This window comes from Erwinia rhapontici (assembly GCF_012271765.1).
Classification (GTDB): Bacteria; Pseudomonadota; Gammaproteobacteria; order Enterobacterales; family Enterobacteriaceae; genus Erwinia; species Erwinia rhapontici.
The window spans coordinates 80,303-93,232 of the sequence record NZ_VRKO01000003.1; the positions used below are offsets into that span (position 1 = coordinate 80,303).

Here is a 12,930-nt window from a genome sequence, read left to right on the forward strand (position 1 = left end):
TCTTTTCCTCAAGCCAAATTCACAACAGGGGACTCGCGTCCGTCCTGCTGCGCTGAATGTTGAAACCATGCCAACTCGTCATGCAGTTTGACCACTTCGCCAATCACTAACAGCGCCGGAGTTGGGGCGTTTCGTGCCAGTTCTTCAAGTTGTTGTAAGGTCCCGGTCAGTACCTGCTGATCCTGACGGGTGCCGCGGCTAATCACCGCAGCCGGGGTGGCCGGATCGCGCCCGTGCGCCATCAGTTGGCTGGCAATGTCGCCTGCCGCCATGGCCCCCATATAAATAGCCAGCGTCTGACGTGAACGGGCCAGCGATGGCCAGTCGGTGCCGTTGCCATCCGCACGGCATTGTCCGGTGACGAACAGAACGCTTTGTGCATGGTCACGGTGAGTCAGTGGGATGCCCGCGTAGGCGGTCGCCCCTGCTGCTGCGGTCACGCCCGGCACTACCTGGAAGGGAATGCCAGCGGCCACGGCGGCCTGAAGCTCTTCGCCCCCCCGGCCAAAGATAAACGGGTCACCGCCCTTCAGGCGCACAACGCGTTTGCCCTGCTTCGCCAGTTTTACCAGCAGGCGGTTGGTTTCCTCCTGCGGAACACTGTGGGCGTTAGCGCGCTTACCCACGCAGATGCGGTCAGCATCGCGGCGCACTAAATCCAGAATTTCATCGCTGACCAGATGGTCATACAGCACCACATCAGCTAGTTGCATCACCTGCAAGCCACGCAGGGTCAGCAGGCCACTGTCGCCAGGCCCGGCACCCACCAGAATAATCTCTCCCTGCGGGGCTTCCGGGTCAGTCAACTGCTGGTCCAGCGTGCGTTTAGCCCCTTCAAGATTGCCGGAGGCGACCTGATTGGCGAATAAGCCGTTGAAGGCTTTTTCCCAAAAACGGCGGCGGTCGGACATCTTGTTGAAGCGGGCTTTCACCTTCCCGCGCCACTGGCCGGCAATATGCGCCATCTGTCCCAGGTTCGCAGGCAGCAGCGATTCCAGTTTTTCACGCAGCAGGCGTGCCAGTACGGGCGCAGTGCCGCTGGAGGAGATCGCGACCACCAGCGGGGAACGATCAACAATAGAAGGAAAAATAAAGGAGCATTTTGGCTGGTCATCAACCACGTTGGCCAGCAGACGGCGCGCAGTGGCATCCAGATAGACCTGACCATTGAGTTCGCCATCATCGGTGGCGGCAATCACCAGGAACACCTGATCAAGCTGAGTGGCCTGATAATCCTTTGCCAGCCATTCGATACTGCCGCTGTCATGCAATGCGGCCAGTTCTTCACACAGATGGTGTGACACGACCAGCACATGCGCACCGGCGCGGCGCAGCAGTTCGATTTTGCGTGCAGCGACATCGCCACCGCCAACCACCAGCACCGGCTTGTGTCTGATATCAGCAAAAAGAGGGAGATAATCCACGTGAACCCTGTCTATATCACTATTGTTAAGGGGACTATACGTCCCGCGCTTAAGGCTTATGAAATTACTAATTGGAATGAGTAGTTACCGAATGGAATAACGCCCCGGTAAAGCTGAGAACAAAATGTGCTTAACAGATGATATTTCGCACCTTTCAGAGAGATTAAAATTGTTTAACGGCCGTCACAATTTCATACTAACTGCGCAAAAATTTTCGTACGTATCGTCACTGACGACGTATCAATGCCTAAATGATTAGGCGTAATTGTCGCAGCCAGTTTGGACCCGGACAGCGCTCAATCCCGCAGCGTACACGCAGTACGTGAGGATTTTGAGCACTGCCCAGGTTCAAAATGGCAAGTAAAATAGCCTGATGCGACAGGTTTTAAGGAATGATCCATGGTAACCCTTCTGCGCCAGGGGATGCTGGCAGCACTGCTCATTTGCGGCATCAATTTCAGTACGAATGCCGTCAGTATAAAGACAGGCAGTATCGCCGAACAGCAACTGCGGCATATTGCCACCTATTTTCCCGGCAGAATGGCGGGCAGCCCGGCGGATATGCTGACCGCCGATTATCTGCAGCAGCAGTTCACCCAGCTTGGCTATCACAGCAACCAGCGTCGTTTCACCACGCGTTATGCCTATCAACATCAGAGCGGTGATGTGACATGGCGCAACGTCAATGCAACCTCGGTGATTGCGGCCCGGGAAGGTCAGGTCGCACAGCAGATTGTGATTATCGCCCACAGCGACAGCTGGACGCCGCACAATGATAGCGAGATGCAAAATAACCTCGGTGGGCTCACCAATCAGGGCGTTGATGACAATGCCTCCGGCCTGGGGGTAATGCTGGAACTGGCACAGCGGCTCGGTACTCAGCCGCTGCATTACAGTTTGCGTTTCGTTGCCCTGAGCGGCGAAGAGATTGGTCATCAGGGCAGCGAAGACTACCTTTCGCGTATGACCCCCGAAGAGAAACACAATACGCTGCTGGTAATTAATCTCGACAGCCTGATTATCGGCAGCCATCTGACGTTTACCAGCGGCAGCAAAACCCCCAAAGCCGTGGCCCGGCAGACGCGCGATCGCGCCATGACACTGGCCCGTCATCTGGGCATCAAAAGTTCGGCGCAGACAGCGAGTGAAGAGACCCCCTTCGACCGCGCCGGCTTCCCGCTACTGTCGGTCAACGCCAGCGATGCGCCATCCGGCAAGCTGCCGCGTAGTATCGCCCAGCACTTCCCTGTTGCGCTGCGCCATCAGGCACAGCGTGATAATCTGACCTATATTGACCGCTGGTTACCGGGGCGTATCACCCACCGAGCACATGATTCGGTGGCGGTGCTGCTGCCCTTGATTCGCGAACTGGCTAATCCTTAATGTTTTGGAGTGATGAATGTATATCGTCTTTCTGACCTACACCCGTCCCATGGAAGAAGTGGAAGCGCTGCTGGAACCTCACGTTGCCTGGATTAATCGTTACTTTACCGCCGGGGCCTTTATCAGCGCCGGGCGTAAAGATCCGCGCACCGGCGGCATGATCATGGTGAAAGAAATGGACAGAAAGCAGCTGGACGTTATCCTGGCGGAAGATCCGTTCCAGAAAGTCGCCAGCTACGAAGTGACAAAAGTGAATATCACCCGCTCTGCGGATAAGTTTGCGGCACTGACCGGGATTTGATGGTCCCGATACCAACAGCTACCCCGCTTTAATACAGAGCACCGGTGACCGCAATGGGCAGAACGCCAGGACGCCGTAAACCCTTCCCTGGGGGCTTCGCTGCGGCATCCATGCCGCAGAGACCTGGCTAACCTGTCCCATCACGTTCACCTCTCTGGCAACAGCATCGCGGCCAGAAAAGGCGAAAATCCCACGGAAGGATACGTCAATTTCAAGTAGTCGCTGTGATCCTCGGCCTGGCAACGACAGCCGTTCAGCCCGCAATGGCCATTTTTGGCTGTGATCATTTTGGTGGTGCTGATTATGGGGATAGTACAATCCTGAATGCGATCGCGCCGAGACTTCTGATAATCCAGGTAAATTCACTACTGATGTTGCAGCAGATAACTGATAGGGTCCCCATTTCTTTTATGGGGCCTTTTAGGCTTCGCTTGCGGCACCATAACAGAGGAAGGCAGCACGTTATCACTGAATGCCCATAACAAGGAGAATGTATGGCTCAGGATATGTTTATAAAAATCAATGGCGTTGAAGGTGAGTCACTGGATTTTTCTCATAAAGGGGAAATCGAAGTCTTGAGGTGGAACTGGTCAGTCGCTCAGCCAGCTAATATGCACTCTGGAAGTGGCGGAGGTGCAGGAAAATCAACCGTACACGATTTATATTTCAAACATTACATTGATAGATCCTCGACAAATCTCATTCAATATTGCCTGACGGGAAAACATATCCCGGAGGCTGTTCTGACCGTCAGAAAAGCCGGTGGTTCTCCATTAGACTTCTTAAAAATAACATTGCAAGAACTGATTATTACTTGTGTCGAGCCGATTGGCATGGTCCATATGCCAATACCAATAGAGAAAGTAGGTCTTTGTTTTTCAAGAGTGAAATTCGAATACTTACCACAGAGTGCAGAGGGGAAGATAATGGGCATGGTAGCAATGGGTTATGACATTAAAGCTAACGCGACTATTTAGATCCTAATGGGATAGGCTCTTAGTGCATTTATAAAGGAAGATAATATGTATATAGATGAAGACGGTTATATTTATGATGACCGCATCGAGAGAAAGATATTTAAAACGATTGAGAGAGGGAGTCTCGATAGCGTTAATGATATTGTCGTGCATCAAACTGATAGTTCGTCAGCTCAAAGTACTTTTAACAGTTATGCCAACAAGGCTGCTAATGGAGCACATTTTCTAATAGATAAAGATGGCAAGGTTTATCAAACAGCGTCGTTATTTAAAACAACCTGGCATGTTGGTTTGATGCAATCTAAATGCTTCTTAAAAAAAACATGTCAACCTACCGAAGTTCGTTTAATAGCATTGCACACTAAAAAATTTTGGGAACGAAAAATATCCAAGGAAATATCTGATATAGAAAGAGAAAAGAACTTCCCGGAGCGTTTTCCAAATAACACCGATAGCATAGGCATTGAAATAGTTGGAAAGGCCGCAGGCCCTAAAGGTAATGAAGTTTACGAGACTGTTACAGATAAGCAGAACGAGTCTCTTAAATGGCTCGTTGCAGAGCTTACTTCAACATTTAACGTTCCTATGACTGAAATCCATAGACATCCCAATGTAGGCAGAAAAAACAACACGGAAGCGAGTACAGCAAAATGGGAATAAAAAAAAATTTATTCTACCCCCTGCTATTTTTAACTTTATACACTCATGCGGGCAGGGAGGTGGATCATATTGAAATATTAGAGGGTGGTCACTATGCTTCTAGTGTTGAAGATACAGAGGGATATTCTAAATGGTGTAAGCTTTTCAACCCCACAAAAAAGGAATTAATCGATTACTTTGCCAAGGCCAGGGAGGACGAATTTGGCGTAGGATGGGTTCACGAATACTACTCTCCTTGTATCGCTTCTGGCACTGTTACATTTAAAGATGGATCTTATGGGGTTTGGGGACTGCACGATAGCGGCCTTGGCTCTGTATATTTTGAGGATAAAGTGAACGCAGGGAAGAAGAGGTTATTCCTTTATCTGAATAACAAATGGGAAGATGAATGAAAACTGTAAGTTTCCTGTCAAAAAATGAGGGGACAAACGGGATCGAATACAAGAAATGGGAATAAGAAAAGTGATTTTTTGGTTTTCATTACTTTTCCCTGTATTTGTTCAGGCGAGTAGAGAATTCACTCCAGTGGGCTTGGATGGGTGGACTTCACCCAAGGGAGTAGAAAATATTTCTACCACATCGATAATGAGTGGGAAGATTAAGCGAACCAGCAAAACAGGAATGGAAAAAATAAATTTTTATAGTCATCTTAACTGGCCGACCGGAAAAGAAGGTCGGCCACTACAGATGCTTAAAGAAACCAGGCCACGACGCTAATTTGGTAACAAGTAACACTACTCGTGCAGGCCGCACTCGCGCTTCAGGCCAAAGAAACGCGTCTCTTCTTCTGCCATCCCCGGTTCCCATTTACGCGTGGTGTGGGTATCCCCCACCGAGAGATAACCCTGTTCCCACAGCGGGTGGTAGCTCAGGCCATGCTGTTGCAGATACTGATATACCTGACGGTTATCCCAGTCGATGATCGGCAACAGCTTAAAGACGCCTTTCTTGATCGCCAGCACCGGCAAATGCGCCCGGCTCCCGGACTGATCGCGGCGCAGGCCGGCAAACCATGTCTGGGCGTTCAGCGTCTCCAGCGCACGGTTCATGGGTTCAACCTTGTTGATCTGGTTGTAACGCTCAATGCCCTCTACGCCCTGCTCCCACAGCTTGCCATAACGCGCTTCCTGCCACGCCGGGCTGTGCTCTGCGCGGAACACCTGTAAGTTGAGATCCAGCTTCTCCGTCAGTTGATCGATAAACTGATAGGTTTCCTGGAACAGATAGCCGGTATCCGTCAGGATCACCGGAATATCCGGCTTCTGACGCGCAACCAGATGCAGACTGACAGCCGCCTGAATACCAAAACTTGAGGTCAGCACGGCCTCACCCGGCAGGTTCTCCAGACCCCAGATCACCCGGTCTTCGGCAGACAGTTTATCCAGCGTGTTGTTGATTTCGGCGAGCGCCATGACGCGCTCCACCTTCGGTAATGCGTTCAGTGTCGTCAGATCGAGAACTGCCATATCACGCCTCCATCATTCCCAGAAATCACGGGCCGGATCGAGTACCGGCCGGACGATCCCGGCACGGATGGTGAAATCACCGAAACCTTCGTCAGCTTCGCGCTCTTTCGCCCAACGGCCAACCAGCTCATCCAGCGTTGCCAGAATCTGCTCTTCATTGATGTTTTCACTGTGCATACGCGGAATGCGTGTACCCACGCGGTTACCGCCCAGATGCAGGTTGTAACGCCCCGGCGCCTTGCCGACCAGGCCCACCTCAGCCAGCAGCGCACGGCCACAGCCATTCGGGCAACCCGTTACGCGCAGGACAATATGCTCATCACCCACGCCGTGCTTATTCATGATGCCTTCAACACGCGTCACAAACTCTGGCAGGAAACGCTCCGCTTCAGCCATTGCCAGTGGGCAGGTCGGGAAGGCCACGCAGGCCATCGAGTTTTCACGCTGATGACTGACGTTTTCCATCAGACTGTGTGACACCGCAAGCTGTTCAATCTTCTCTTTCTCTGACTCCGGCACCCCGGCAACAATCAGGTTCTGATTCGCCGTCAGGCGGAAGTCGCCCTGATGGATCTTAGCGATCTCGGCCAGACCGGTTTTCAGCGGCCGGCCTGGGTAGTCCAGCAAACGACCATTTTCGATAAACAGCGTCAGGTGCCATTGATTATCAATGCCCTTAACCCAGCCAAAACGATCGCCACGTGTGGTGAATTCGTACGGACGGGTCGGCTCGAAGGTCAGCCCTGCACGGCGCTCCACCTCCGCTTTAAACACATCCGGGCCAACGCGCTCCAGCGTGTATTTAGTTTTTGCGTTCTTACGGTCGGTACGATTACCCCAGTCACGCTGAGTGGTGACGACGGCTTCGGCCACATCGAGAATTTTTTCCAGTGGCAGATAACCGAACTCACTGGCGGTGCGTGCGTAAGTGGCTTTATTCCCGTGGTCGATAGACAATCCGCCGCCCACCAACAGGTTAAAGCCCACCAGCTTGCCATTCTCGGCAATCGCAATAAAGTTCAGGTCGTTGGCGTGCAAATCGACGTCATTATGCGGCGGCACCACTACGGTCGTTTTGAACTTACGCGGCAGATAGGTTTCACCCAGGATCGGCTCAACGTCAGTGGTGGCCACTTTTTCCTGATCCAGCCAGATTTCGGCGTAAGCGCGGGTCTGTGGCAGCAGATGCTCAGACAGCTTTTTGGCCCACTCGTACGCTTCCTGATGCAGTTCAGACTCAATCGGGTTTGAGCTGCACAGCACATTACGGTTCACGTCATTGGCGGTCGCCAGCGCATCCAGGCCCACTTCATGCAGCATCTGATGCGCCGGTTTAACATTGCCTTTCAGAATGCCGTGGAACTGGAAAGTCTGGCGGTTAGTCAGACGGATACTGCCGTAAATCGTGTTATCGGTGGCGAACTTGTCGATCGCCAGCCACTGTTTCGGCGTCATGATGCCGCCCGGCAGACGGCAGCGCAGCATCATCGCATGGCGCGCATCCAGTTTCTGCTCTGTACGTTCAGCACGGATATCACGATCATCCTGCTGGTACATACCGTGGAAACGGATCAGCAAGAAGTTATCGCCGTTGAAGCCGCCGGTCAGCCCGTCATGCAGGTCTTCGGCAATGCCACCACGCAGATAGTTACTCTGTTTTTTCAGGCGTTCAGCGTCGACCAGCTTGCCTTCGACCACCAACGGCCCTGGATATTTTTCATTGCTCATTAGTACACATCTCGCTGATAACGGCGCTCAATGCGCAGCTCACTTAAAAATTCATCCGCCGTTTCGGTGTCCATTGCACCGAATTCGGCTACCACTTCCAGTAATGCCTGCTCAACGTCTTTAGCCATACGATTTGCATCGCCACAGACGTAAATGTGCGCGCCCTCTTCGATCCAGCGCCACAGTTCCGCACCTTTCGCACGGATTTTATCTTGTACGTACACTTTATGATCCTGGTCACGTGACCAGGCTAAATCAATGTTTGTCAGCAAACCGTCTTTCACGTAACGCTGCCACTCAACCTGATACAGGAAGTCTTCGGTAAAGTGTGGATTACCGAAGAACAGCCAGTTTTTACCGCCAGCCCCTTCTGTATCACGCTGCTGCATAAAGGCGCGGAACGGTGCAATCCCGGTGCCCGGGCCAATCATAATCACCGGAGCATCCGGGTTGGCTGGCAGACGGAAATTATCGTTGTGCTCGATGAAGACGCGGATTTCTGCATCCTCCTCCAGACGGTCAGCCAGATAACTGGAGGCCCCGCCAGCACGCGCACGGCCTTCAATCTCAAAGCGCACAGCACCGACGGTGATATGCACTTCGGTTTCATTCTCAGCCTGCGAAGAAGCAATCGAATAGAGGCGCGGCGTCAGCGGACGCAGCAAGCCAAGCAATTGCTCAACGTTCAGCTCAGTCGGGGCGTAACGCACCATATCAACAATCGGTGTGTTCTGTGCGTAATGGTGAAGTTTGGCTTTCTCGTCAATTTGCGCCAGTAACGCTTCATTGCGGGAAAGCTGGGCATACTGCTCGACGATCTGCGGGGTATTGACCGTCAGTTCATACTGTTTTTGCAGAGCCTCTGCCAGGGGTAACGTCTCGCCGTTCACGGTGACTGTCTCGTCGCCTTTCAGCCACAGCAGTTCAAGCAGCTCTTTGACTAACAGCGGGTCATTTTCGAACCATACGCCGAGTGCATCGCCCGGCTGATAACGCAACCCGGAATCACCCAGATCAATTTCAATATGGCGCACATCTTTATCGGAGTCACGGCCCGTGATTTTCTGATTGACCGCAAAGCTGGCGGTCAGCGGAGTTTCTTTGGTGTAGGGGCTGCTGTGAATTTCATTCACGCTACCTGTTGCCGCTGCGGCAATCTGACCCGCGCTGGCATCCGGCACACGAGCTTTAAGAACATCCACCACCTGCTTACGCCAGGCTTCGGCCTGTTGCGCGTACTCCACGTCAGCATCAACGCGATCGAGCAGACGCTCCCCGCCCAGTTCAGCCAGTTTGTTGTCAAAATCTTTTCCGGCCTGGCTGAAAAATTCGTAAGACGTATCGCCCAGACCAAACACCGCAAAGGCGCTGCCGTCCATTTTTGGCGCTTTCTTCGACATCAGGAATTTATGCAGCGCAACGGCTTCTTCCGGCGGCTCCCCCTCGCCCTGCGTGGAGGTCACCACGACCAGTAGCTTCTCCTGCCCAATCTGCTTGAATTTGTAATCACCGGCATTCACCAGGTTAACGTTCAGTTTCACGGCCAGCAGGTCATCACGCAGCTGTTCAGAGAGACGGCGTGCATTCCCGGTTTGTGACGCAGAGAGAATAGTGACGGTTGGCACCTCAACCGCAGCGGGAGCGCTGGCGACTGCCGTACCCGGCGTCTGATTGACCATGCCCCAGAAATAACCGGAAAGCCACGCCAGCTGGGTGGGGGAATAATCACCGGTGGCTGCCTGTAAGCGGGCAAGCTGGTCCGGATTTAACGGAAGCATGTTAGAGGGTGCCTGAGTCGTCATTACGTTGAAAATTCCACAGTCAGAGAGCTATTAACAACAGGGTAAGGGCAAGCATAATAACCCTTAAATAAGGGTTGGAAATAATTAATAACCAAAATGACTAAACGGTTTTTATGGTAAGCATTAGCGACAAAACAGGTTAATTATTTTCATACTATTCAATTAGTTAAAAACAACACCTTTAACAGGTATTTCCCTTTATCGCGTTTAGCCGGGAAACGGGTGCGAAAAAAGCTGTTTTCCGGTATCCTGCGGCGGTTTTATTGATAAAGACTGAGACTGTCACTATGGCGACTACGCTGTTTAAAGATTTTCAATTCGAAGCCGCGCACCATTTACCGAATGTGCCAGCAGGGCACAAATGCGGCCGCCTGCACGGGCATTCCTTTATGGTTCGTCTGGAAATTACTGGCGAAGTGGATGCGCATACGGGCTGGGTAATGGATTTTTCAGAGATCAAGGCGGCGTTCAAACCCGTTTATGATCGTCTGGACCATTATTATCTCAACGACATCCCTGGGCTTGAAAACCCGACCAGCGAAGTGCTGGCAGAGTGGATCTGGCAACAGATGAAGCCGGTTCTGCCACTGTTAAGCGCCGTACTGGTGAAAGAGACCTGCACCGCTGGCTGCGTCTATCGCGGTTGATTGCCAGACAGGCCTGTCAATCAGGCCTGCTTTTCTATACCCGTCATACTTCAAGCTGCCTTCATGCACCTCGAATTATTTTCGGTCTATATGCGTTTTTCAGAAAAGCTTATGAATTAAATATATATTCTTAGAGAATATATTATATCATTTCAAGATATAAGCGCTCCTTACACCACCGTGATATTCTCTCGCCACAGAACAAAAATCGATATTTATTTTTTAAGATGGGTGAACAATGCCAGCATGGCTTACGTTAGCAATTGATTCATTCTGGCCGATGCTGTACGCCGGTGTGACATTTACCATCCCTTTAACGCTGGTCTCTTTTGCACTGGGTTTATCGCTGGGTTTTATCGTTGCACTGGCACGATTATATGGGCCTAAGCCCCTGCAATATATTGTGCGATTTTATGTCTGGCTTATTCGTGGCACGCCATTATTGGTACAGCTCTTTCTGATTTTCTATGCACTTCCTGGCGTAGGCATTACGCTTGATGCTTTTCCGGCTGCGGTTATTGGCTTTACGCTGAATATTGGTGCCTATACTTCTGAAGTGATCCGCGCCACGTTGCTTTCTGTGCCAAAAGGTCAGTGGGAAGCGGCGCACTCCATCAGTATGAGCTGGGTTCAGGCACTGCGTCGCATCATTATTCCACAGGCTGCACGCATTGCCGTCCCGCCGTTATCCAATACCTTTATTTCGCTGGTCAAAGATACCTCTCTGGCCTCGGTCATTACCGTCCCCGAGATGTTCCTTGCCGCACAGCGTATTGCGGCAGTCACCTATCAGCCATTAATACTGTATACCGAAGCCGCCATTATTTATTTATTAATCAGTTCTGTTTTATCTGCATTACAGACCAGACTGGAAAATAAGCTCGCCAGCAATAGCACGGTAAAGGAAAGAGATAATGATAAAATTATCCAACATTGAAAAACAATTTGATGGCAATCCGGTTTTAAAGAATATCGACCTGACAATTAATGAAGGTAGCGTGACGGCACTTATCGGCCCTTCAGGTAGCGGCAAGAGCACATTATTACGCTGCATCAACCTGCTGGAAATACCGCAGGCGGGCGAGTTAACCATCGGTAACGAACATATTGTATTTTCCGGCAGCCAACGTGTTGCCCGAAAAGATATCCGTCGTATTTGCCAGCAAACCGGCATGGTATTCCAAAACTTTCAGCTGTTTCCACATCTGACCGTCATTGAAAACATTATGGAAGGGTTGATTACCGTCCATAAACAGCATCCCGCTCAGGCTCGCGAACGTGCCGAAGCGCTGCTGAAGAAAGTGGGCATGATCCACAAGCGCGATGCCTGGCCTGCCACCCTGTCCGGTGGTCAGCAGCAGCGCGTGGCGATTGCCCGCGCACTGGCGCCGTCACCCAAGGTGCTGCTTTGTGATGAACCCACATCGGCGCTGGACCCGGAGCTGTCGCTTGAAGTTGTTGCGGTGCTGAAGGATCTGGCAAAAGAAGGAATGACCATGCTGATGGCAACGCACGACCTGCGTCTGGCCGCCAATATTGCTAACAACGTGGTGTTTCTCGAAGCGGGGGAGATCGTGGAGACGGGAACCTCCCGCGATCTGTTTACCCGCGCCGAGAAACCCAGAACGAAAGCCTTTATCTCGACCCTGACCGACACCCTGCCCGATTCCTGGGAAATATAATTTAAGACCCCATCACAGACAGCATTCAGGAGTTTTTAATGAAAAAGATCGCAACGTTATTATTGGCAGGCCTGGTCCAGCTGAGCTTCTCCTCTGCCGCACTGGCAGAAACTGATCTCGCTAAGATTCAGTCGGCCGGCGTGCTGAAAATTGGTACGGAAGGAACCTATCCACCGTTTACTTACCACGATGCTACCGGCGCGTTAACCGGCTTTGATGTCGAGATCGGCCGCGAAGTGGCTAAACGCCTGAACGTGAAAGCGGAATTCGTGGAAGGGAAGTGGGATGGACTGATCGCCGGGCTGGATGCCAGGCGTTACGAAGCAGTGATTAACCAGGTGTCTATTACCCCGGAGCGTCAGCAGAAATATGATTTCTCTGTACCCTACATCGCCTCAAAAGGCGTGCTGATTGTGCGCAGCGATAACACCAGCATCAAATCCTTCGAAGATTTGAAAGGCAAAAAATCAGCGCATACGCTGACCAGCAACTATGCACAGCTGGCACGCAGCTACGGTGCGGAGATTGTCGGCACCGACGGCTTTAACCAGTCGGTCGATCTGGTGGCCAGCGGCCGTGCCGATGCCACCATTAACGATAACCTGTCTTACCTCGACTTTAAAAAACACAAGCCGGACGCCAACGTGAAAATCGCTGCCACCCGTGCCGATGCCGAGCAGGAAGGTATTCTCATCCGTAAAGGTAACCCTGAGCTGAAAGCCGCCATTGATAAAGCCTTAGCTGAGATTAAAAGCGACGGGACTTATCAGCGCATTTCTCAGCACTATTTTGCCGCTGACGTTTCCAAATAACCCCCCTCTGTGACACTCCGCAGGGCTGCCAATGCCCTGCGGAGACGC

13 protein-coding genes are annotated in these 12,930 nt (G+C 51.7%); 9 read left to right on the top strand and 4 right to left on the bottom strand.

Translation table 11 applies throughout. From position 1 onward, the window contains the following. Positions 1-8 precede the first annotated feature (8 nt). On the bottom strand, positions 9-1,424 hold the full coding sequence (gene cysG / locus FVB43_RS01430) for a siroheme synthase CysG (RefSeq protein ID WP_133846032.1): 1,416 nt from the start codon (positions 1,422-1,424) through the stop codon (positions 9-11). Between the two features lie 399 nt (positions 1,425-1,823). Here cysG and FVB43_RS01435 point away from each other — a divergent pair, with 399 nt between their 5' ends. The 5 genes from FVB43_RS01435 (at position 1,824) to FVB43_RS01455 (ending at position 5,137) form a co-directional block, all read left to right on the top strand. Continuing rightward, positions 1,824-2,807, top strand: a complete 984-nt coding sequence (locus FVB43_RS01435) for an aminopeptidase (RefSeq protein WP_167863276.1) — start codon at positions 1,824-1,826, stop codon at positions 2,805-2,807. Positions 2,808-2,823: 16 nt separating this feature from the next. Then, positions 2,824-3,108: a YciI family protein gene (locus FVB43_RS01440; RefSeq protein WP_159337947.1), complete on the top strand. Its 285-nt coding sequence runs from the start codon at positions 2,824-2,826 to the stop codon at positions 3,106-3,108. A 494-nt stretch (positions 3,109-3,602) separates the two neighbouring features. After that, positions 3,603-4,085 carry an Hcp family type VI secretion system effector gene (locus tag FVB43_RS01445; RefSeq protein ID WP_167863277.1) on the top strand — a complete coding sequence of 161 codons (483 nt, stop codon included), beginning with the start codon at positions 3,603-3,605 and terminating at the stop codon, positions 4,083-4,085. 45 nt (positions 4,086-4,130) lie between these two features. Continuing rightward, complete coding sequence (locus FVB43_RS01450; protein ID WP_167863278.1) at positions 4,131-4,745, top strand: peptidoglycan recognition protein family protein; 615 nt, start codon at positions 4,131-4,133, stop codon at positions 4,743-4,745. Positions 4,746-4,804: 59 nt separating this feature from the next. Continuing rightward, positions 4,805-5,137 carry a hypothetical protein gene (locus tag FVB43_RS01455; RefSeq protein WP_159337944.1) on the top strand — a complete coding sequence of 111 codons (333 nt, stop codon included), beginning with the start codon at positions 4,805-4,807 and terminating at the stop codon, positions 5,135-5,137. A gap of 342 nt (positions 5,138-5,479) precedes the next feature. Here the strand turns inward: FVB43_RS01455 and FVB43_RS01460 are convergent, their stop codons facing one another. The 3 genes from FVB43_RS01460 to cysJ are packed head-to-tail and all read right to left on the bottom strand — an operon-like array spanning position 5,480 to position 9,741. Continuing rightward, complete coding sequence (locus FVB43_RS01460; protein WP_167863279.1) at positions 5,480-6,211, bottom strand: phosphoadenylyl-sulfate reductase; 732 nt, start codon at positions 6,209-6,211, stop codon at positions 5,480-5,482. Between the two features lie 12 nt (positions 6,212-6,223). Then, a complete protein-coding gene (cysI, locus tag FVB43_RS01465) occupies positions 6,224-7,939 on the bottom strand; it encodes an assimilatory sulfite reductase (NADPH) hemoprotein subunit (protein WP_133846037.1) in 1,716 nt (571 codons plus the stop codon). Continuing rightward, on the bottom strand, positions 7,939-9,741 hold the full coding sequence (cysJ, locus tag FVB43_RS01470) for an NADPH-dependent assimilatory sulfite reductase flavoprotein subunit (RefSeq protein WP_167863280.1): 1,803 nt from the start codon (positions 9,739-9,741) through the stop codon (positions 7,939-7,941). Before cysJ ends, cysI begins: the two co-directional genes overlap by 1 nt. Before the next feature lie 287 nt (positions 9,742-10,028). Here cysJ and queD point away from each other — a divergent pair, with 287 nt between their 5' ends. The 4 genes from queD to FVB43_RS01490 all read left to right on the top strand — a co-directional run bounded on the left by queD (position 10,029) and on the right by FVB43_RS01490 (position 12,882). Then, positions 10,029-10,388: a 6-carboxytetrahydropterin synthase QueD gene (queD, locus tag FVB43_RS01475; RefSeq protein ID WP_133846039.1), complete on the top strand. Its 360-nt coding sequence runs from the start codon at positions 10,029-10,031 to the stop codon at positions 10,386-10,388. A 238-nt stretch (positions 10,389-10,626) separates the two neighbouring features. Further along, a complete protein-coding gene (locus FVB43_RS01480) occupies positions 10,627-11,325 on the top strand; it encodes an amino acid ABC transporter permease (RefSeq protein WP_133846040.1) in 699 nt (232 codons plus the stop codon). Further along, positions 11,303-12,070 (top strand): amino acid ABC transporter ATP-binding protein, encoded by a 768-nt coding sequence (locus tag FVB43_RS01485; RefSeq protein WP_167863281.1) that lies wholly within the window; start codon positions 11,303-11,305, stop codon positions 12,068-12,070. Before FVB43_RS01480 ends, FVB43_RS01485 begins: the two co-directional genes overlap by 23 nt. A 38-nt stretch (positions 12,071-12,108) precedes the next feature. After that, positions 12,109-12,882, top strand: a complete 774-nt coding sequence (locus FVB43_RS01490; RefSeq protein ID WP_167863282.1) for an amino acid ABC transporter substrate-binding protein — start codon at positions 12,109-12,111, stop codon at positions 12,880-12,882. Positions 12,883-12,930: the final 48 nt, after the last annotated feature.